Source organism: Pseudomonas mandelii (genome assembly GCF_900106065.1).
In the GTDB taxonomy this organism is placed as follows: Bacteria; Pseudomonadota; Gammaproteobacteria; order Pseudomonadales; family Pseudomonadaceae; genus Aquipseudomonas; species Aquipseudomonas mandelii.
Genome location: NZ_LT629796.1, coordinates 6,142,906 through 6,164,023, shown reverse-complemented (window position 1 = coordinate 6,164,023; position 21,118 = coordinate 6,142,906). Strand labels below are relative to the sequence as shown.

The following is a 21,118-nucleotide window of genomic DNA, read 5'->3' as shown; positions in this document are numbered from 1 at the left end:
TTACTGTTTGCCCGATTTACCCAGGGCTTTGGCGACCAGTCGTTCGTAGAGTTCGGCGTAGGGTTCAACCGCCTTGCACCAGTTGAACGGCGCGGCCATGGCGCGGCACCGCATGGCGCTGAGCAGGCCGGGGAAGGCGAAGACCTTGAACGCGCGGCTCAGGGCTTCTTGATAGCTCTCCACCGTGGATTCGTCGAACAGGAAACCGGTCACGCCGTTTTCGATGGTGTCGGCCAGACCGCCGGTATTGCGGGCCACCGGCAGCGAGCCGAAGCGCTGGGCGTACATCTGGCTCAAGCCGCATGGCTCGTAACGCGACGGCATCAACAGGAAATCACTGCCGGCGAACATGCGACGGGCGTCGGTTTCATTGAAGCCGATGCGCACGCCGATTTGCCCGGGGAAGCGCAGGGCGAGTTCCCGCATGGCTTGTTCTTCTTCGGGCTCGCCACGACCGATGATCGCGATCTGGCCCCCGTTGTTGACGATGTATTCGGAGACCGCTTCGGTCAGGTCCAGACCTTTCTGATAGACCAGGCGCGAGACCACGGCGAACAGCGGGCCTTCGGAGTCTTCCAGGCCGAACAGGTCGCGGACATGGGCGGCGTTGACTGCTTTGCCGTCCCAGTCGCCGATGCCGAACGGGCAGAACAGGTGCGGGTCGGTGGCGGCGTCCCAGCTTTCATCGATGCCATTGGGAATACCGCTGAGCATGCCTTGCTGGGTCTTGGCGGCGAGAAAGCCGTCGAGACCGCAGCCGAAGGCCGGCGTGGTGATTTCCTGGGCGTAAGTGGCGCTGACGGTGGTGATGTGGCTCGAATAGGCCATGCCGGCCTTGAGGAACGACATCTTGCCGTAGAACTCCATGCCTTCCTGTTGCAAGGCATGGTTGGGAATACCGAGTTCAGGGCACGAGCCCAGGCTGGTGACGCCTTGATAGGCCAGGTTGTGAATGGTGAAGAGCGTCGGGGTGCGCTGTCCACGCCAGTGCATGTACGCTGGCGCCAGGCCGGCTGGCCAGTCATGGGCATGCACCAGATCCGGGCACCAGTGGATTTGTGCCAGATTGGCGGCGATATCGGCGGCGGCCAGGCCCAGGCGGGCGAAACGAATGTGGTTGTCCGGCCAATCGCGGCCGTTGTTGGCGCCGTAAGGCGAACCTTCGCGCTCGTAGAGTTCGGGGCAGATCAACACGTAAATGACCAGACCGTCCGGCATGTCCATGCGTCCGATCTTGCAGGGTGGCAGTGCGGCGTGCCCACCCAGTTCACCGATGATATGGATCGGGTTTTCACTGTGCAGCACTTGCGGGTAACCGGGGATCAGCACCCGCACATCGTGCAGATGAGACATGGCCCGAGGCAGCGCTGCGGAAACGTCACCCAGGCCGCCGGTCTTGACCAGATCGGCGATCTCGGAGGTGACGAACAATACCTTCTTTCTGTTCGGATTCTGACTGGCAGCCGGTGACAGCGTTTTGGTGCCTGGTACGCTGATCGATTTGGCGCTCGGAGCATTCACGGCGCTTGATTCGCCGACCTGCTGATGAGCACGCTCTCCCTGAATATCTAAAGCCGCACTAATCATATGAATCTCCCGTGTTGTTGATCTAATTCTAGGTCTGGCACCAACGGTGTTCGTGGCCAAATCCTGTGGCCGGGCGCAAACGCGCTTCGCATCGGTGAGCAAATGCTGCCCCATGCGCTAATGCAGAAAGGGTGAAGGGGCCGTTGCAAGGAATGCACCAGTCGCTGAGGCCCTACCTTTAACCTGACCCTTGGGCAGGACCGAAAGTTTCGAGTTTTTTACCACCAGATGACTGACCGGTTTTACCTCGCGAAAATGAGTCTAGGCCAGATCCTAGAGCGGGGCAGGTCAAGTGGCGAAATTGTTCGACAATCGGTGGGGAGAGGGTAAAGGCACAACGCTTGTAGGGGGAAACGCACCGACGAAGGGCAGGTTTATTTTTCGGTATGGGTCAAAACGGGACTGGCAAGTCACGGTAACGGGCGTGGTTTACGGGGTTTTGCACCATTGCAGTGCGAGGTGTGTCAGGTGTGAGGGCCTCATCGCGAGCAGGCTCGCTCCCACAGGATCGCGGTCATCCGTGGACTATTTTCACTGCAAGCCGCTCCCACCTTGAAATGCGGTCCACTGTGGGAGCGAGCCTGCTCGCGAAAAATCTCAAGCCGTGCGCGGTTTGCGCCCTGAAACAAAATGACTCACATCATTGAACCCTGGCGTCGATGAATGCCCCGGCGTGACCAGCGAATCAATAAACGCCTCGTCTTCAGCCGTGATCTTCACTGCCTGCGCCTTGGTGTACGCATCCCATTGCTCCTCGGTGCGCGGTCCGACAATCGCCGATGTCACGGCGCTGTTGTTCAACACCCAGGCAATGGCGAACTCGACAATGCCCACGCCACGTTCCTGCGTGTACCGTTGAATCTGCTGGGCAATACGCAACGACTCCACTCGCCATTCGGTTTCCAGAATGCGTTTGTCAGCGCGACCGGCGCGGCTGTTGGCGTCCGGTTTCACGTCCGGCGCATATTTGCCGCTGAGCACTCCGCGCGCAAGCGGACTGTAAGGCACCACGCCCAAACCATAGTTTTGCGCGGCAGTGATCTGCTCGGTCTCGGCCTGACGGTTGACGATGTTGTACAGCGGCTGACTGATCACCGGCCGATCAACACCCAACTGATCCGCCACCCGGATCACCTCGGCAATCCGCCAGCCACGGTAGTTCGACAGACCCCAGTACCGGATCTTGCCCTGGCGAATCAGATCGCCAATCGCCGACACGGTCACTTCCAGCGGCGTGTTGTGGTCTTCGCGGTGCAGGTAATAGATGTCGAGGTAGTCAGTGCCCAAACGCGTCAGGCTGGCATCAAGGCCATTGAAAATATGCTTGCGGCTCAAACCGCTGCGGTTCGGCACACCGTCCACCGGGCCAAAACCGACCTTGGTCGCCAGCACCCATTCGTGACGGTTGCCGGCAATCGCTTCTCCGACAATCTCTTCGGAACGGCCGCCGGTGTAGACGTCCGCAGTGTCGATGAAATTGATGCCCTGGTCCCAAGCCTTGTCGATGATCCGCAGGGAATCTTCGGTACTGGTCTGTTCGCCGAACATCATGGTGCCCAAGGTCAGGGTCGACACCTGTAAACCCGAATGACCCAGCGTGCGATAACTCATCAGGAAATCCTTTTACCGTGGGAAAGCTTCAATCAAATACCAGAACGCCTGCGCGTCGAAAAGTGAATTTATACGCAAAGTGCATGACAACGTTCTTGCAGAAACGCTTGCAACACCTTGACCCGCTCCGAGACCTGCACCCGATGCGGGCACAGCAAATTGAACGGCACGCTTTCGCCTTGCCAGTCATCAAACAGCGTCACCAGCCGCCCGGCCTGCACATCGGCGGCGACATCCAGCCAGGCTTTATAAGCAATGCCATGCCCGGCCAACGCCCAGCGACGGGCGACTTCGCCGTCGTCGGTGAGGTAGTCTCCGCGCACCTCAACCTCCAACACTTCATGCTGCCGACTGAAACGCCAACAGTTATAAGGCCGGCCGTTACGCAGGTAGAGCAGGGCGCTGTGCTCGCCGAGGTCCGCCGGCGTTTTCGGCGTGCCGTGGCGGGCGAGGTAATCGGGACTGGCGCAGGCCACACGACGATGCCCCGGCAGAATCGGCAACGCCACCAGCGTCGAATCGCTGGGCACGCCGAAACGCAACGCGACGTCGACGGTTTCGCGAAAGAGGTCTGAGTGGCGGTCATTGAGCAGCAGTTGCAGCTGGATATTCGGGTGCTGGCGCTTGAAGTCATCCAGCCACGGCAACAACACATTACGCCCGAAGTCCGACGGCGCGGCCAGTTGCAACACGCCGCTCAAGCCTTGGGTTTGAGGCTTGAGGGCCTGTTCACCTTCCGCCAGGGCGGCCAAGGCCAGACGCACGCTTTCCAGATAACGCCGGCCTTCCTCGGTCAGGCGCATGCTGCGCGTGGAGCGCGCGAACAGGCGGATGCCGAGGCGGGTTTCCAGGCGTTTGAGGGCGATGCTGGCAGCGGCAGGGGTGAGTTCCAAAGTACGGGCGGCGGCGGAGATGCTGCCGGAGTCGGCGGTGCGAACGAAGATCTCCAGGTCGAGAATCGAGCTCATGGGTAAAAATCCTTTAAAGATCCGGCGCTTTTACCGTCATATTTTGTTGATTCGCAAGCACATGCTTGAGATCGAAGCGACGCGTCGCTCCCATACGGGATGTACCACTTGTCGGGAAAGCACCTCCACCTGTCATTTATGACAGTAGCCAATCGCCGTGACTCACACCTTAAATAACTCCGTCGCCCAGCCCCCCTCGACAGGAGTCTCCCCATGCTCGTGCAACCCGTCCGTCACCCCGTTTCCAGGCTGCTGCGTGAACCAGAAATCCCCGGTGCCCGTCTACTGGACTCTTCCACTGACGTCTGGGCAATCAACCGTGCCGCCGCCCTGGACAACTTCCCCATCAGCGGGCTCAAGGTCTACGTCCCGGCCTGGTCAAGCATGGGCAAAGGCGACAAGGTCGAGCTGCAGTTCAACGGCCAGGTGGTCAATCAGCACATCATCACCGACGACGCCGAAGTCGGTCAGCGAGTGACCTTGTGGGTCGAGCCCAGGCATTGGCTGACCGGGGCGCACACGCTGGCGTACCGGGTGACCCGTTTCAATCAGGGCGCCGAGACGTTTACGCCGGCGCTCAAGCTCTACGCCAAGCTGGAGATTCCTGCGGGCCAGGACCTTAACCCGGAAGAAGGCAGCCACTCGAACCTGTACCTGTTCATCGATCCGGCCATCGTCGAGAACATCGTCGACAAGGAGATCGCCGCGGCCGGGGTGGACATCATCATTCGGGCCGAGTCCGGGACCGGCGTGCCTTATCCGGATGCGGCGGTGGGCGATGTCATGGTGCTGAGCTGGGGCGGTGTGCTCGTGGAATCCGCGCCGCTGACTGCCGAGCAGATCAGCGACCCGGCCACTCACCCGATCGTGATCCACGTCGACGAAGCCACCATCCTGGCCGCGGGCGACACCGACATCTCCGGGCTGGCGGTCACCTTCCGCGTGCGCGATGTGGTGCACAATTTTTCGGAAGACTGGTGCAAGGCCACGCGGCTGGTGGTCATGACCGGCGTCGATTTTCTGGACGCACCGGTCGTCCAGGAGGCCGTGAACAACGTTCTCGACCTCGATGCGCTGGGCGAAGATGACATCACGGGCGAGGTCTGGGCCAAAGCGCCGGCGTTCGAGCAGGACGACCGCATCATCCTGAAGATGCGCGGCACCACCGTGGACAACGAGGCCGTGGAAGTCATCGCGCCGGCCCAGACGGTCGACAACCTGCCGCATACTTACAAAGTCATCCTGTCCAACGCCGACGTGCGCCAACTGGCCAAAACCCAGGTGACCTTTTCCTACCACGTAGAGCGCCCCGGCGTGACCGACCCCCTCCTGTCCAAGGGGCAATTCGTCACCTTCATCGGCGAACCGAAACACCTGGCCGCGCCCAAGGCCGAAGATGAGCACAGCGGCGCGATTGATCCGGACCTGCCTTACCCCCGCGTGCGGATTCCGTTCGATCCGATCATGCAGCAGGGCATGGCCATCGACCTCATCTGGGCCGGCACCCGCCCGGATACCGGCAGCTACACCCCTGAGCTGGATTGGTATTTTCCAACCTGGGAAGAGATCGAAGCCCAGCAAGATTTCTTCATCGCGGTGGACGGCAGGCACCTGAAAACCCTGGAAGGCGGCACGCTGGAGCTGTCGTACTACCTGCTCCGCGAAGGCCCGAACGGTGAAGTCATCCGCCGCGAATCGCTGCATGCGGCGCTGCTGCAGGTGGGCGAGCCGCAACTCGAACTGGTCAAACCCATCGTCCTCGGTGAACAGGACGGAGCGCTGGAGCCCGGGGACCTGCCCGGCGGCATCGGCAAACTGACCGCGCCAAGACCCACCGTCAAACCGACCCAATCCGGTGACATCGTGACCTACACCTGGACGGGTGAAGTCACGGGTACCACGGAAGACTCCGTCACCCTCAATGGGCTGTCCAAGGACAAGGACGTGCACTTCACCCTCAACGCCACGTTCGTCGCCGAACACATCGAGCCGAACCGCGGCAAAAAGGTGACGGTGAGTTACCGGATCTGGCGGGCGGCGACGAACGAGACGAGTTATTCGAATGTGCTGGAATTTGGGGTCGGCCAGGCGATTGGCCAACTGTTACCCCCGGCCGTGAAAGAAGCGGACGGCGGCACCCGCCTCGATCCGTTGAATGCCCAGACTCAGCTCACGGTCTCCGTCAACTACGACGGTATGCTGGTCGGCGACCAGATCACTGCAATCTGGACCGGTGCCGACGGCACGCTGCCCGAGGGTTCGCATACCACCGCACCGTGGCCTGTGACCACGCTCGGGCCGCAGGAGATACCGTTGGAGCCTAAGGTGGTCGCCTTCAGCCTCGGCAAAGCGGTAACGGTGAACTACAAGGTAACTCGCGGCAGCAGCAGCCCCATGCCCTCGGACACCCTGACGTTATCGGTGCTGCCACTGCCGGAAAACGTGCTCGACAAACCATTGATCCTCCAGGCCGCGGACAACGGTGAAGGGGCCGAATTCGACGTCAGCCAGCTGACCGCCAACGCGGTGATCCAGGTTAACGCCTGGCCGTTCATTGCGCTGAAACAGTTTGTCTGGTTGCGGGTGCAAGGCACCAACAATGACGACAGTCCCTACGCCCAGACATTTTGGCAGCCGCCTTTCTCGCAAACCAACGAAACCTGGATTATCCAGGGCTTTTATACGCATCCGATTCCATTCAATGAGTTGAAAAACCTGAAGGACGGGAGCGAGCTGAAAGTTGAGTTCAAGGCGGGGTTGAGTGGCAGTCAGGATGAAAACAATGCGCTGCCGTTTCAGGTGCGTACCTACACGGTCAAGGCTGTGGAGGATGTGAAGCCTGCTATCACCCGTTTGACCGATTCCAATGGGGATGAGATCGCAGAAGGCGGGAGCACGGTTGATACCAGCATCACGCTGACCGGTACGTCCAGCAAAGGCCAGAAAGTCGATGTGCTCGACGGTACGGTCTCCAAAGGTCAGCCGACGGCGGATCCGGGCACGGGGGTCTGGACCTTGCTGGTGTCCGGGTTGAGTGCGGGGGCCCATAGCTTTACCGCGAAGGCGTTGTACGGTTCGGGTCAGAGCTCCGCGCCACGAACCTTGACCGTGGCGGTGGCGGTCACACCGGCCATTGACTCGGTCACCGATTCCAAAGGCCCGGTCGCCCAGGGTGGCATCACCTTTGACCGATCAGTAACAGTCACTGGCAAGGCCAGCCCCAACCAGAAAGTCCGCTTGCTCGATGGCACTACATCACTGGGGGAACCTACCGCCAATGGCAGCGGCACCTGGACTCAGGTGGTAAGTGCATTGACCGTCAAGGCTTACAGCCTCAAGGCGCTGGCGCTGTATGGCGAGGGCGAAGCATCCACCCCGTTGCGCACGTTTACCGTGGCGGTGGCGGTCAAGCCAACCATTGACTCGGTCACCGATTCCAAAGGCCCGGTCGCCCAGGGCGGCATCACCTTTGACCGATCAGTAACCGTCACTGGCAAGGCCAGCCCCAACCAGAAAGTCCGCTTGCTCGATGGCACCGCTTCTCTGGGGGAACCTACCGCCAATGGCAGCGGCATCTGGACTCAGGTGGTAAGTGCATTGACCGTCAAGGCTTACAGCCTCAAGGCGCTGGCGCTGTATGGCGAGGGCGAAGAGTCCGCTCCACCGTTCACGTTTACCGTGGCGGCGGCGCTCAAACCGGCCATTGACTCGGTCACCGATTCCAAAGGCCCGGTCGCCCAGGGTGGCATCACCTTCGACCGGTCGGTGACCGTCACTGGCAAGGCCAGCCCCAACCAGAAAGTCCGCTTGCTCGATGGCACCACCGCGCTGGGTGAACCCACCGCCAATGGTTCGGGCACCTGGACTCAGGTGGTAAGTGCATTGACCGTCAAGGCTTACAGCCTCAAGGCGCTGGCGCTGTATGGCGAGGGCGAAGAGTCCGCTCCACCGTTCACGTTTACCGTGGCGGCGGCGCTCAAACCGGCCATTGACTCGGTCACCGATTCCAAAGGCCCGGTCGCCCAGGGTGGCATCACCTTCGACCGGTCGGTGACCGTCACTGGCAAGGCCAGTCCCAACCAGAAAGTCCGCTTGCTCGATGGCACCACTTCACTGGGGGAACCTACCGCCAATGGTTCGGGTGTCTGGACTCAGGTGGTAAGTGCATTGACCGTCAAGGCTTACAGCCTCAAGGCGCTGGCGCTGTATGGCGAGGGCGAAGAGTCCGCTCCACCGTTCACGTTTACCGTGGCGGCGGCGCTCAAACCGGCCATTGACTCGGTCACCGATTCCAAAGGCCCGGTCGCCCAGGGTGGCATCACCTTCGACCGGTCGGTGACCGTCACTGGCAAGGCCAGTCCCAACCAGAAAGTCCGCTTGCTCGATGGCACTACTTCACTGGGGGAACCTACCGCCAATGGCAGCGGCATCTGGACTCAGGTGGTAAGTGCATTGACCGTCAAGGCTTACAGCCTCAAGGCTTTGGCGCTGTATGGCGAAGGCGAAGAGTCCGCTCCACCGTTCACGTTTACCGTGGCGGTGGAGGATAAACCGACCATTGATTCGGTCAAAGGCTCGCCAAGCGGGGTCGAAATTCCCAATAGCGGTACATCGTTCGAGACCAGCGTGACGCTGACCGGCACGGCCAGCAAAGGTCAGAAAGTCCAGGTACTCGACGGTACAACACCGAAGGGCCAACCCACCGCCGATGCGACGACGGGAATCTGGACCTTGACCGACACCGGCCTGGCCTTGGGGCCGCACAGTTTTACGGCGAAGGCGTTGTACGGAAGTGAACAAACGTCAGCTGCACGAACATTTGAAATTAAACCATTTGTCAGCTTTGAGGACTTTCAAAGCCTGCCCGAAAAAGAGCTTTTTTTAAATGAAGCTCCTTTAGAAACGCCAGCTCTTTTTCTAAGCCTTGTGCAATTTCAAGCTAATGGCTATGCAGTTGTTGCACGATTTTCCTTAGGTTCAGCCCCAGGGAAGTTGGAAGGGAACTGTATACAAGGTTCAGGGGCAAGAGTCAGACTTGAACTCAAAGCTCCATGTTCTCAAGTCAGCTTTTGGCAATGGACGGGGGATTGTACTGCCGTTATCTATGGGGTAGGAGGTGAGATTTTGGGCGAGGAATTATTAGTCTCCGGGGAATCGCCTGTAAAGAGCACTTTTACGTTTTTCGGGATTAAGCGAATTGAACTAATTTTTCGTGGTCAATATTGTATTGTGGATACGTTTTCTTTTTCGTTGTAGCGCAAAAAATTGAACATATTAAACATACGTCAGTGTGTTTAAGGGGGCGGATCTATTTACTAGGAGGAAATGTGGGGACGTATTTATTTATCCGGCGGCCATTTATTGATTAGCCCTGAGTGAGGATTAAGCAGGAATGTTTAACAGACATCTCCAGACACTCTCTCAGGCTACACAACCTTGCGCCGTTGCCTACGACTGCGCCAGAATCCGCCGGCTTATGCGCCTTGGGCCTGGGTTTTATCGTTTGTCCCGTCGCTGAATATCAGCGATCGGGTTTGGTAGCCCGGGTCATCTTTAGACGTACAACGTTCGCTCTTCATTTTATGGCGGCTTTGCATGGGGCACTTCGGTGCGCCGGGTTCTAGAGTCCTGGTCTGCTAACCCCGTATAAGCACGCCTACCGCTTGTCAGCCACCTCCGGTTACCTGTTATTTCTGACAGTAGCCAATACCATCGTCTTACGCCTTAATTGACTCCGTCACTCATACCCTCGACAGGAGTCATCATCATGTCTGTTCAATCCGACCGCACCACTTCAACGTCAGAAGCATCCGAAAAAGCCGTGATAGGCTCAGGTCGCCTGAAAGTCATGGGCGCGCGCTCAAATCCCCACCTGTTTGGGCTGTCCGGTACGTCACGTCTACTGCGCGCCTTTGATACCCTTACCGGGGAGCCAGTCGTTGCGCAGTGGAAGTACGCGACTGACAACGACTGGACAACGGCCCACACCTGGCGCGATACCCAGCAACAGGCACTGCATGTTCGCGTCGGCGACGATCAGGTCATCCTGAATTCGGCAAACATTATTGGCAGTTGGGGCGCCTTCGTCGCGCGTACTGATGACGGGGGCCTCGTCGGCTGGGGGCATCCGGATTTGGGTGCAGCGATCCCTGCGGACACTGCGCCCCCGAATGACATCGCTGCTGTCAGCGCCACTTCCAGCGCTTTTGCCGCCCTTCGAGCCGATGGAACGGTGGCGGTTTGGGGCGACGCGGGCGCTGGCGGGAATATGGGCGGTGTCAGTTCTTCGGGTTTTGTTGAGGTCAGCGGTGGCAAAAGCGCGTTCGCCGGTATAAAAAACACCGGGCAAGTGGTGGCCTGGGGGCAGGGTAGCGAAGTGCCCGAGTCCATCGGCGCGCTGAGGGACATTGTGCAGTGCGTGGGCAGCGACGGTGTATTTGTCGCACGACGGGAAACCGGGCATTTGGTGGCTTGGGGCAAACCTGACACCGGTGGAACGCTGCCGCCCGAGATCGCGATGCTTTCCGACTTCAAAACCTTCCTCGGCACCCAATATGCTTTTGCCGCATTGCGCGCAAAGGGCAGTCTCGTCGCCTGGGGCCGGAGTACCGGGGGAACCCTGCCGGCACCCATCGCCTCACTGACCGATGTCAACGAACTGTGCTGCGCCAATCAGTTCGCCTTTGCTGCAACGCGTTCCACCGGCCAGGTTGTGGCCTGGGGGCACCAAATGGGGGGTGGCACCATCGGCAACCCAGAAATAGAGGCCCGGACTGATATTGAAGTAGTTTGCTGCACCTTTTCCGCATTTGCTGCTCTTTGCACTAACGGTCAGGTTGTCGCCTGGGGAGATGGCTCAGCTGGTGGCGAAATACCTGCCGATATTGCACAACGGCGCGACATTGTTCAGGTGGTTGGCTCGTCGGCAGCCTTTGCAGCCCTGTGCAAGGATGGCAGCGTTGTGGCCTGGGGGAATAAAAGCTTGGGGGGCGATACATCTGCGGTGGAAAGCCGGTTGACCGATGTACGAGCCATTTACGCCAATAGTAACGCGTTCACGGCGCTGACCTCGGACGGCCGCGTGGTGACTTGGGGGAGCGCTCAAACGGGCGGCGACAGCAGTCCGGTGCAAGAACTGTTGGATGGCAAGGTTTCCTATCAGGTGCAAGCGGGTTAGTCAGGGCTGTTGCAACAGCCGTGATGAGTAAGTAATAAACGGAGATGTTTAACAGACATCTCCAGACACTCTCTCGGACTACACAACCTTGCGCCGTTGCCTACGGCTGCGCCAGAATCCGCCGGCTTGTGCGTCTTGGGCCTGGGTTTTATCGTTTGTCCCGTCGCTGAATATCAGTGATCGGGTTTGGTAGCCCGGGTTTTTAGACGCAAAGCACCTTCCTTTGCTGAGATTTTTCGTCTCGGTTTTATGGTGGTCATGCGCAGGGCGCCTTCGGGCGCGCCGCTTCCTAAAGCCCGGTCTACCAACCTGCGTATGGCCACCACCCGTTCGTTTGGTAGCGAGGGGTGATGGCTCCTTTTAAGCGCTTTAGGAGTTTCATCCATGTTCAAACCAACACCAAACCCACCCGAAGCGGACGACGTTTCCCCCTACGAATCCACCGATTCCAAAAAACTCAACGACGCCGCCGAACGAGCGCTCGACTTCCACTTCCCATCCAATGCCGACATCAAGGCCACCCCGCGAACCCGCAGCACCCTGTTTTCCGTAGACCCCGAAGCCACGACCGAAACCCTGGCGGTGTATCTGGTCGAGACGCTGGCGTCGGTCGATGTGATGGTTCATCAGTTGGTGGATCATCTGGCGGGTGAATCGCGTTATGCGCTGTTGGGAATTTCCAACAGCATTATGACGGCGGAGATCACGGCGAATCGGCTGCTGGATAACGTTGGCCCGCAGGGCTAAAGCCAATTTCGAAGAGGGCACATACTCGTGGCGAGGGAGCTTGCTCCCGCTCGGCTGCGCAGCAGTCGTACATCCGGTATCTGCGGTGTACCTGAAAGGTCGCGGTTGCAGCTTTTGGAGCTGCTTCGCAGCCCAGCGGGAGCAAGCTCCCTCGCCACAAAAGCTTGAGTGTTCACAAAAGTGTGTCTGGCCACATAAGAGCTGTGTGCACACGCGAAATAAGAAACGGCCCGAAAGGGCCTTTTTTTGTTGATCGGAAGGGACGCGGAGCGTCCCGGGCTGCATTCCCACGCGGAGCGTGGGAACGATCATCTGTAACGCCTTACACCCGCAACGTGCGCGTCATGCGCAGCGCCAAAAAGCTCCCGCACACAATCACGCCCGCCAGCAGATAAAGCGCGGCATCGGTCGAGCCGGTGCTGTCCTTGACCCAACCCACCAGGTACGGGCTCAGGAAACCCGCCATCTGTCCCATGGAGTTGATCAGCGCCAAACCGCCCGCCGCCGCGCCCGCGCTCAACATCGCTGTCGGCACTGGCCAGAACATTGGCAAACCGGTGAGGGCGCCCATGGTGGCGATGGTCAAACCGAGAATCGCGATGGCCGGTGTTGTGGCGAAGTTCACGGCAATCAGCAAGCCCACCGCGCCCATCAACATAGGCACCACCAAGTGCCAGCGACGTTCTTTGCGCAAGTCCGCCGAGCGGCCAACCATCAACATGAACAGCGCCGCCAGCAGGTACGGAATCGCGCTCAACCAACCAATCACCAGGTTATCGCTGAAGCCCAGGTTCTTGATGATCGACGGCAGCCAGAAGTTGATCGCGTAGACGCCGCTCTGGATGCAGAAGTAAATCAAACCGAAGGCCCAGATCGCCGGGTTCTTGAACACGGCCAGCAGCGAGTCAGTAGCGGTTTTCGGTTTGTTGGCCAGATCGATGGCGTGGTCGGCTTCCAGCACCGAGCGCTCGAACGGCGTGAGCCACTTGGCATTGGCGTAACTGTCGCTCAGCAGGAAATAGGCGAGGGCACCGAGGATTACGGTCGGGATGCCTTGCAACAGGAACATCCACTGCCAGCCCGCCAAACCGCCTTGGCCCGCCGCGAAATGGTTAAGAATCCAACCTGAGAACGGGCTGCCGAGCAGGCCGGACACCGGGATCGCCGACATGAACAGCGCCATGATGCGGCCACGGCGGAAGGTCGGGAACCACTGCGAAAGATACAGCACCACGCCCGGGAAGAACCCGGCTTCGGCCGCGCCGGTGAACAGGCGCAAGGTGTAGAACTCGGTCGGGGTGGTGACGAACAGCAGGCAGGTCGACAGCGTGCCCCAGACGATCATCATCAGCGCGATCCAGCGCCGTGGGCCGAATTTGGTCAGGGCCAGGTTGCTCGGTACGCCGCACAGCACGTAGCCGATGAAGAAGATCCCGGCCCCGAGGCCGTACACGGTTTCGCTGAATTTCAGCGCGTCGAGCATCTGCAGTTTGGCGAATCCAACGTTGACCCGGTCGAGGTAGTTGAACAGGTAGCAGATGAAGATGAAGGGGATCAAACGCAGGGTAATGCGTTTGTAGACGGCGTTTTTGTCGTCAACGATGGCCTGGGTAGCGGCGGCGCTCTGTGACATGGCGGGCTCTCTCTTTATTATGATTTTTTGCGATGCGCAGGGTAACGTTGATCGCCCAGAGAGTCTCGGCCACCCTCGGGGTGGCTGTCTTTGTGCCTGAGCACAGGGTTTGCGACCCAACCCTGTGCGCGTGAACAACCTGTCCCATCACGCTTTCAAGGATCCCGATATGTTCGAACTCGATCACGACCTGGCCCAGGACATCGTCGACCGGGCGATGGCCATCCTGCCGTACAACGTCAACGTGATGGACAGCCAGGGATTGATTCTCGGCAGCGGCGAGCCGGAGCGCATCAATACCCGCCATGAAGGCGCGCAGTTGGTCTTGGCCAATGGGCGCGTGGTGGAGATCGATGCGCAGACGGCGATTCACCTCAAAGGCGTACAGCCGGGGATCAACTTGCCGTTGCTGCTCGATCAGCGCCTGATCGGTGTGCTGGGCATTACCGGCGAGCCGGAGCAACTGCGCACCTATGCCGAGCTGGTGCGGATGACCGCCGAAATGTTGGTAGGCCAGCGCAATCAGCAGGCCGAGCAGCAATGGCGGCGTCAGCGTTGCGATGATCTGCTGGCATTGCTGTTGAGCGAGGCCGGGGATTCGCCGCGCTTGCTGGATGAAGCGCAGCAATTGGGCCTGAAACCGCAAATGACGCGGGTGCCTTATCTGTTCGAGTTGGGCATGGAGCACGGTCCCGGGCAGACGGTGGAGGCGCTCAGTGCCTGGCTGACTTCGCGTTACCCGGACAGCTGGTGCGTGAGTTCGGCCAAGTCTTCGTTGCTGTGGTGTCGGCCGGCGAGTCAGGCGATCGAGAATGAACGGCTGCTGGAAAAACTCGATGGCCTGGGCTGGAACATTTTGCGCATTGCCGTGGGGGGGCAGGCGGATGGGTTGTCCGGGCTGCGTCGTTGTTATCGACGGGTTGGCGACTTACTGGCCTATGGGCGCGATGTGCTGCCGCGTTCGCGCTTGCTCACGCTCACCCGTTATCGGTTGCCGGTGATGCTGTGGCGGCATCGCAACGATGACGCGCTGGATGAATTGCTCAAGCCACTGCGCAAAGTCATCGCCAAGGACGGCAACGGCCAACTGCTGACGACCTTGCGCAGTTGGTGCGAGCACGACGGGCAGAGTCAGGCCTGCGCGGATGCGCTGGGGATTCATCGCAACAGCTTGCGCTATCGGATGGAGCGGATTGCCGAGTTGAGCGGGGTTGATCCGCTGAAACTGGACGGCATGCTCGCGCTCTACCTCGGCGTGCAGCTTTTGCCACAAACGGATGTCCCGTAGCGATCTCAAGGACGCCATCGCGAGCAGGGGTTTTGTGAACACCGCAGGACCAATGTGGGAGCGAGCCTGCTCGCGATGGCGGACCAGCAGCCGCACAAATGCTGGATCTGAAAACAGGCGTTTTGTAGAAATGAACAACAAACGCCACCCCCGCTTGTGCAGCGGACCGGCGTTATTGTGCGGGGCTGCTGGCAGCATGGAACGCATTGGAACTGGAGAATTCGCATGAAAATCGTGATCGCCCCCGATTCGTTCAAGGACAGCCTGAGTGCCCAGGGTGTGGCCGACGCCATTGCCCTCGGTCTGGCGCAGGTCTGGCCGGATGCGCAACTGGTCAAATGCCCGATGGCCGACGGCGGCGAAGGCACGGTCGAGTCGATTCTGGCGGCGTGCGAAGGCGAATTGCGCAGGACCCAAGTTCGCGGTCCGCTCGGCATCACCGTCGATGCCGCGTGGGGCTGGTTGCCGCAAACCCACACCGCAATCATCGAAATGGCCGAAGCCAGCGGTCTGCAACTGGTGCCGCCGGGGCAGCGCGATGCGTGCATCAGCAGCACCTTCGGCACCGGAGAACTGATTCGTGCTGCGCTGGATGCCGGGGCGCAACGGGTGATCCTGGCCATTGGCGGCAGCGCCACCAATGATGGCGGCGCCGGAGCGATGCAGGCGCTGGGCGTGAAGTTACTGGACGTGCAAGGGCAAGCGCTGGCCCCGGGTGGATTGGCGCTGGCGCAACTGGCTTGCATCGACCTGAGTGCAATTGATCCGCGCCTGGCCGACGTGCGTTTCGACATCGCCGCCGACGTCAACAACCCCCTGTGCGGTCCGCACGGTGCTTCCGCGATTTTTGGTCCGCAGAAAGGTGCGTCGCCCGAGCAAGTCCTGCAATTGGACGCTGCCCTGGGGCACTTCGCCGAGCTGTGTGCCCAGGCGTTGGGCAAGGACGTCCAGCACGAGCCGGGCAGCGGCGCGGCGGGAGGGTTGGGATTTGCGGCCAAGGCGTTTCTGGAGGCGCAATTCAAGGCCGGGGTTGAAGTGGTGGCCGAACTGGTCGGGCTGGCCGAGGCGGTGAAGGGCGCTGATCTGGTCATCACCGGCGAAGGCCGTTTTGACGCCCAGACCTTGCGCGGCAAAACCCCATTCGGCGTCGCACGCATTGCCCGGGAGCAGGGCGTGCCAGTGATTGTGATTGCGGGGACGTTGGGTGAGGGTTATCAAGCGTTGTATGAACATGGCATTGATGCCGCGTTTGCCTTGGCCAGTGGGCCGATGACGCTGGAACAGGCCTGTGCCGAGGCTCCACGGTTGTTGCGCGAGCGAGCGAGTGATATTGCCCGTGTTTGGCGGATCGCCAGCCGCAAACCCTGACCAAAATTGTCTGCACACAGGAATCTTGTGGCGAGGGAGCTTGCTCCCGCTGGGCTGCGAAGCGGCCCCAAAATCTACGGCCGCTACGCAGCCGGACGGGAGCAAGCTCCCTCGCCACAAATGTTCATCAGGGCCGCCACTGTGTTTCAGCGTTGAAACAGATGTCGCCCAGCAAAAATATTTTTCTCCAATCCCCGCAAAAAACCTCATCCCCAGCCGATACAGCCAATAAGCGCACACAAACCTATTACAACAGTGGCGCCCCGCTGATCCTGTGCGCCTCACGCCCGCCACTCAGCCATCACCGCAAGGACGCTCGCCGCCTCAATCACCCGAGTATCGTCCTATGTCCCTGCGTAATCTGAATATCGCACCTCGAGCCTTCCTGGGGTTTGCTTTCATTGCCTTGCTCGTCATCGTGCTCGGTGTGTTTGCGGTGAATCGCATGTCGATCATCCGCCAGGCCTCGATCGACATGGGCAGTACCCAACTGCCCAGCATCGGCTTCCTGGGCAATGTCACCGAAAACATCCTGCGCATGCGTATCTTGTCGTTCCGGATTCTGGTCAACCGCGAGCCGGCCAGTTTGCAGGAAGCTGAAGCGCGGATCGCGGTGCTTATCGACAAGGCGCGCAAGGCCCAGGCCAGTTATGCCGAGTTGCCGATGGAGTCGGACGAAGAGGCGCTGTACAAGGTATTCAGCGCGACGCTGGAAAAATACATGCAAGCGCAACGCGAGATGCTGGACCTGTCGCGCCAGAACAAGGTGGATGAGATGCGCGCCTTGATCAACACGCGGATCAAGGAAGGCACCGACCAGATGGGCGAGCAGCTCAATAAACTGGTGGCTTACAACCAACAGGGCGCAAAAGCGGCCGGGATGATTGCGCAAGAAAACTACAACACCGCCGTGAACGGCATCATCGTGGTATCGGTGGTCGCGTCGCTCCTGACCGTGCTGCTGGCCTGGCTACTGACCCGCAGCATCGTCACGCCGCTCAATCGCGCAGTGCAGGCCGCAGAAACCATTGCCGGCGGCAACCTGAGCAAAGCCATCGAAATCGACGGTAAGGACGAACCGGCACGCTTGCTCGGGGCCTTGTCCGTCATGCAGGCCAATCTGCGCGAAACCATCGAGCAGATCGCCGGTTCCGCGACGCAACTGGGTGCTGCCGCAGAAGAACTCAGCACCGTGACCGAGGAAGCGTCCCGCGGCCTGCAACAACAGAACAACGAAATCGAACAGGCCGCCACGGCGGTCAACGAAATGACCGCTGCCGTGGAAGAAGTCGCGCGCAACGCGGTGTCGACCTCCGAAGCGTCGAGCCAGTCGACCCAGGCCGCCCGTGAAGGCCGCGACCGCGTGGTGGAAACCGTGGACGCGATCCAGACCATGACCCACGACGTGCAAAACACTTCGTTGATGATCGAAGGCCTGGCCGCACAGGGCCGCGACATCGGCAAAGTACTGGACGTGATCCGCGCCATCGCCGAACAGACCAACCTGCTGGCGCTCAACGCAGCCATTGAAGCGGCCCGGGCCGGTGAAGCCGGACGTGGTTTTGCCGTGGTGGCAGACGAAGTCCGGGCCCTGGCCCATCGCACGGCACAATCGACCCAGGAAATCGAAAAAATGGTCGCCGGCATCCAGAACGGCACGGGCGAAGCCGTCTCGTCGATGCAGCAGAGCAATCAGCGCACCCAGAGCACCTTGGAGATGGCCCGCGCCGCTGGTGTGGCGCTGGAGCAGATCACCCAGTCAATCCACTTGATCAACGAACGCAACCTGGTGATCGCCAGCGCGTCGGAAGAGCAAGCCCAGGTGTCCCGTGAAGTCGACCGCAACCTGGTGAACATCCGCGACCTCGCCACCCAGTCCGCCGCCGGTGCCAATCAGACCAGCGCCGCTACGCATGAGCTGTCGCGCCTGGCGGTCGATTTGAATGCGATGGTGGCGCGTTTCGTGATTTGAGATAGGGTTGAGACTGGGAGTCCGCGCGCGACAGGAGAAACACATGCGCTATTCAGCCTTGACCCAACGAATCGCCGGCGACGGAGCGGCAGCCTGGCAGATTCATGACCGAGCGCTGGAAATGCGCGAGCAAGGAGTCGATGTACTGCTGTTGTCGATCGGCGATCCTGATTTCGATACGCCGGCGCCCATCGTGCAGGCGGCCGTCGACAGTTTGCGGGCCGGCGACACGCATTACCCGGAGGTGCGCGGCAGTCGCGGATTGCGCAGCAGCATTGCGCGGCGCCATCGACAGCGCAGTGGTCAGGCGGTGGACGCCGATCATGTGATCGTGTTTCCGGGCGCGCAGTGTGCGGTGTATTCGGTCGCGCAATGCCTGCTCGATCCCGGCGATGAGGTGATCGTCGCCGAACCGATGTACGTGACCTATGAAGGGGTGTTCGGCGCTTGCGCGGCCAAGGTGGTGCCGGTGGCAGTGCGGCCGGAGAACGGCTTTCGCGTTGACCCGGCGGATGTCGCGGCGCTGATTACGCCGAAGACCCGCGTCCTGTTACTCAACAGTCCAAACAATCCGTCCGGCGCAAGCCTGTCATTGAAGACCTGGCAAGCGCTGGCGGTGTTGTGCGTGCGTCATGATCTGTGGCTGATCAGCGACGAGGTCTACAGCGATCTGTTGTTCGAGGGCGAACACATCAGCCCGGCAAGCCTGCCGGGCATGGCCGAACGCACCGCGACCATCAACAGCCTGTCCAAATCCCACGCCATGAGCGGCTGGCGCGTGGGTTGGTCAATCGGCCCGAAACTGTTGGCCGAGCACCTGGTGCATTTGTCGTTGTGCATGCTGTTCGGCATTCCCGATTTTGTGCAGAAAGCCGCGCAAGTGGCGCTGGATGAAGACCTGCCGGAAGTGGCGCTGATGCGAGAGGAATATCGCCTGCGTCGCGATCTGGTGTGCGCGAGGTTGAGTGGTTGCCCGGGGATCCGCCCGATCCGGCCGGATGGCGGGATGTTCGTGATGGTCGATGTGCGCCCGACCGGGTTGTGCGCCCAAGGGTTTGCCGAGCGTCTGCTGGAGGGTTACGGCGTGTCGGTGCTTGCCGGCGAGGCATTCGGGCCAAGTGCGGCGGGGCATATCCGCATCGGGTTGGTGGTGGATCAAGTGAAACTGGCGGATGCGTGCCGGCGGATTGCATTGTGTGCTGCGGACCTGCTCGAAGCGCGGCGGGCCTGACAGTGTTGTGTGAGTGCCGGCCTCTTCGCGGGCAAACCTTGCTCCTACAGGATCGGCGAAACCCGTAGGAGCGAGGCTTGCTCGCGAAGGCTGACTAACAGACGCCGAAATCCTTACGCCCGGACCACGCCCCGACATTCACCAGGTTCTTCGGCCGTTCTCCAGCCAACGCCATCAGCAGATTATCCACCGCGCACCCAGCCATCGCTTCCCGCGTCTCATGCGTCGCCGACCCCATATGCGGCGTCGCCACCACGTTGTTCAACGTCAACAACGGCGAATCAACATTCAGCGGCTCACGCTCAAACACATCCAGTCCCGCCGCGCGAATCTGTCCGGTGCGCAATGCCTCAATCAGCGCGGCCTCATCGACGACTTTTCCTCGGGAAATGTTGATGAAAATACTCTCCGGGCGCATCAAGGCGAACTCTTCAGCGCCAATCAACCCTTCGGTTTCAGCCGTCAACGGCAAGGTCAGGCAAATGAAATCGGCCTGTTGCAACAGCGCCGTCAGGCTGCGGTACTGAGCATCAAAGCGTTGCTCAACCGCCGGTTTTGGCGAATGGCTGTGATAGATAACCGGCATGCCAAAACCAAAATGCCCGCGCTGCGCCAACGCCTCACCAATGCGCCCCATGCCGATGATGCCCAGGGTCTTGCCGTGCACGTCGGTGCCGAAATGCACCGGGCCGATGTTGCGGTTCCACTGACCGGCACGGACCATGTTGGCCAGTTCCACCACCCGCCGGGCCGTCGCCAGAATCAGCGCGAACCCCGTATCCGCAGTGGTTTCCGTCAGCACGTCCGGGGTGTTGCTGAGCAGAATGCGCCGCTCGGTCAGGTAGTCGATGTCATAGTTGTCGACGCCCACCGAGACACTGGCGATCGCTTCAAGATTGGGCGCCAGATCAAGCAATTCCCCGTCCAGCTTCAGACTCGCGCCAAGCAAGCCATGGGCGCGGGGCAGGGCGGCGCGCAGTTGTTCGATGCCCTCCGGATTGAGGTTGTCGATCAGTGTCACGTCGGTGTGCTCATGCAGGCGAGCCATCAACAGCGGCGAGAGTTTCTTGTACAGCACGACCTGCTTTTTCATCGTCATCATCTCAACTTCAAATCAAGGGTGAGCCGGGACTGACCGTTGCGTATCGGCCTTGGCCACGACCCGGTCACTGGCGCCGGGCTTGAGGAAAATCGTCAAAATCACGGAGAGCATCAACGCGCCGCTCATCAGCAAGTAAGACGCGCCAGGCGAGCCGGTGGAGCTGTTCAGGTAGCCGACCAGATACGAACCGCCAAACGACCCCAGCGCGCCCATGCTGTTGATCAGCGCCATGGCCCCGCCAGCAACGTTGGCCGGGAGGATTTCCGGAACGATGGCGAAAAACGGCCCATACGGCGCATACATGCAGGCGCCGGCGATCACCAGCAGGGTGTAGGACCACCAGAAATGTTCGGCGCCCAAGGCGTAGGAACCGTAGAACGCAATGTTCTGGGGCTTGATAAACGTTAGGACATAAGTATTTTATAAACAATAAA

At 60.3% G+C, this 21,118-nt stretch carries 12 protein-coding genes and 1 pseudogene; 7 read left to right on the top strand and 6 right to left on the bottom strand.

The window, feature by feature from the left end:
* From glgA to BLU63_RS28520, 3 genes are all read right to left on the bottom strand, one after another.
* Positions 1-1,587, bottom strand: a complete 1,587-nt coding sequence (glgA, locus tag BLU63_RS28530) for a glycogen synthase GlgA (protein WP_083376842.1) — start codon at positions 1,585-1,587, stop codon at positions 1-3.
* Between the two features lie 597 nt (positions 1,588-2,184).
* Positions 2,185-3,198 carry an aldo/keto reductase gene (locus BLU63_RS28525; RefSeq protein ID WP_010459960.1) on the bottom strand — a complete coding sequence of 338 codons (1,014 nt, stop codon included), beginning with the start codon at positions 3,196-3,198 and terminating at the stop codon, positions 2,185-2,187.
* 68 nt (positions 3,199-3,266) lie between these two features.
* Positions 3,267-4,166 (bottom strand): LysR family transcriptional regulator, encoded by a 900-nt coding sequence (locus BLU63_RS28520; protein ID WP_077749957.1) that lies wholly within the window; start codon positions 4,164-4,166, stop codon positions 3,267-3,269.
* Positions 4,167-4,379: 213 nt separating this feature from the next.
* On the opposite strand from BLU63_RS28520, the gene BLU63_RS28515 reads away from it, so the two are divergent.
* From BLU63_RS28515 to BLU63_RS28505, 3 genes are all read left to right on the top strand, one after another.
* Positions 4,380-9,422: an Ig-like domain-containing protein gene (locus tag BLU63_RS28515; protein ID WP_083376841.1), complete on the top strand. Its 5,043-nt coding sequence runs from the start codon at positions 4,380-4,382 to the stop codon at positions 9,420-9,422.
* A 511-nt stretch (positions 9,423-9,933) separates the two neighbouring features.
* Positions 9,934-11,343: an RCC1 domain-containing protein gene (locus BLU63_RS28510; RefSeq protein ID WP_083376840.1), complete on the top strand. Its 1,410-nt coding sequence runs from the start codon at positions 9,934-9,936 to the stop codon at positions 11,341-11,343.
* 384 nt (positions 11,344-11,727) lie between these two features.
* On the top strand, positions 11,728-12,090 hold the full coding sequence (locus BLU63_RS28505) for a DUF6124 family protein (RefSeq protein WP_010459965.1): 363 nt from the start codon (positions 11,728-11,730) through the stop codon (positions 12,088-12,090).
* Between the two features lie 322 nt (positions 12,091-12,412).
* Here BLU63_RS28505 and BLU63_RS28500 read toward each other — a convergent pair whose 3' ends face one another.
* The gene (locus tag BLU63_RS28500) at positions 12,413-13,723 is read right to left on the bottom strand and encodes an MFS transporter (protein ID WP_083376839.1); all 1,311 of its coding nucleotides are present in this window, start codon (positions 13,721-13,723) and stop codon (positions 12,413-12,415) included.
* A 169-nt stretch (positions 13,724-13,892) separates the two neighbouring features.
* Between BLU63_RS28500 and BLU63_RS28495 the strand changes: the two genes are divergently transcribed.
* From BLU63_RS28495 to BLU63_RS28475, 4 genes are all read left to right on the top strand, one after another.
* The gene (locus BLU63_RS28495) at positions 13,893-15,011 is read left to right on the top strand and encodes a sugar diacid recognition domain-containing protein (protein ID WP_083376838.1); all 1,119 of its coding nucleotides are present in this window, start codon (positions 13,893-13,895) and stop codon (positions 15,009-15,011) included.
* Between the two features lie 225 nt (positions 15,012-15,236).
* Positions 15,237-16,379 (top strand): glycerate kinase, encoded by a 1,143-nt coding sequence (locus tag BLU63_RS28490; RefSeq protein ID WP_083376837.1) that lies wholly within the window; start codon positions 15,237-15,239, stop codon positions 16,377-16,379.
* Positions 16,380-16,725: 346 nt separating this feature from the next.
* On the top strand, positions 16,726-18,351 hold the full coding sequence (locus BLU63_RS28480) for a methyl-accepting chemotaxis protein (RefSeq protein WP_010459969.1): 1,626 nt from the start codon (positions 16,726-16,728) through the stop codon (positions 18,349-18,351).
* A 43-nt stretch (positions 18,352-18,394) separates the two neighbouring features.
* Complete coding sequence (locus tag BLU63_RS28475) at positions 18,395-19,582, top strand: pyridoxal phosphate-dependent aminotransferase (protein WP_083376835.1); 1,188 nt, start codon at positions 18,395-18,397, stop codon at positions 19,580-19,582.
* Positions 19,583-19,676: 94 nt separating this feature from the next.
* On the opposite strand, the gene BLU63_RS28470 is transcribed toward BLU63_RS28475, so the two are convergent.
* Both BLU63_RS28470 and BLU63_RS28465 read right to left on the bottom strand, forming a co-directional pair.
* Positions 19,677-20,675 (bottom strand): bifunctional glyoxylate/hydroxypyruvate reductase B, encoded by a 999-nt coding sequence (locus tag BLU63_RS28470; RefSeq protein ID WP_010459971.1) that lies wholly within the window; start codon positions 20,673-20,675, stop codon positions 19,677-19,679.
* Between the two features lie 21 nt (positions 20,676-20,696).
* Positions 20,697-21,071, bottom strand: a pseudogene (locus BLU63_RS28465) (MFS transporter); the annotation flags it as partial.
* Between the last annotated feature and the right edge of the window lie 47 nt (positions 21,072-21,118).

Bases quoted from the DNA above. Each gene is read 5' to 3' on its own strand.
- BLU63_RS28480 (WP_010459969.1), top strand. From the start codon at position 16,726: ATGTCCCTGCGTAATCTGAATATCGCACCTCGAGCCTTCCTGGGGTTT.
- BLU63_RS28475 (WP_083376835.1), top strand. From the start codon at position 18,395: ATGCGCTATTCAGCCTTGACCCAACGAATCGCCGGCGACGGAGCGGCA.
- BLU63_RS28505 (WP_010459965.1), top strand. From the start codon at position 11,728: ATGTTCAAACCAACACCAAACCCACCCGAAGCGGACGACGTTTCCCCC.
- BLU63_RS28470 (WP_010459971.1), bottom strand. From the start codon at position 20,675: ATGAAAAAGCAGGTCGTGCTGTACAAGAAACTCTCGCCGCTGTTGATG.
- BLU63_RS28495 (WP_083376838.1), top strand. From the start codon at position 13,893: ATGTTCGAACTCGATCACGACCTGGCCCAGGACATCGTCGACCGGGCG.
- BLU63_RS28520 (WP_077749957.1), bottom strand. From the start codon at position 4,166: ATGAGCTCGATTCTCGACCTGGAGATCTTCGTTCGCACCGCCGACTCC.
- BLU63_RS28515 (WP_083376841.1), top strand. From the start codon at position 4,380: ATGCTCGTGCAACCCGTCCGTCACCCCGTTTCCAGGCTGCTGCGTGAA.
- BLU63_RS28490 (WP_083376837.1), top strand. From the start codon at position 15,237: ATGAAAATCGTGATCGCCCCCGATTCGTTCAAGGACAGCCTGAGTGCC.
- glgA (WP_083376842.1), bottom strand. From the start codon at position 1,587: ATGATTAGTGCGGCTTTAGATATTCAGGGAGAGCGTGCTCATCAGCAG.
- BLU63_RS28525 (WP_010459960.1), bottom strand. From the start codon at position 3,198: ATGAGTTATCGCACGCTGGGTCATTCGGGTTTACAGGTGTCGACCCTG.
- BLU63_RS28500 (WP_083376839.1), bottom strand. From the start codon at position 13,723: ATGTCACAGAGCGCCGCCGCTACCCAGGCCATCGTTGACGACAAAAAC.
- BLU63_RS28510 (WP_083376840.1), top strand. From the start codon at position 9,934: ATGTCTGTTCAATCCGACCGCACCACTTCAACGTCAGAAGCATCCGAA.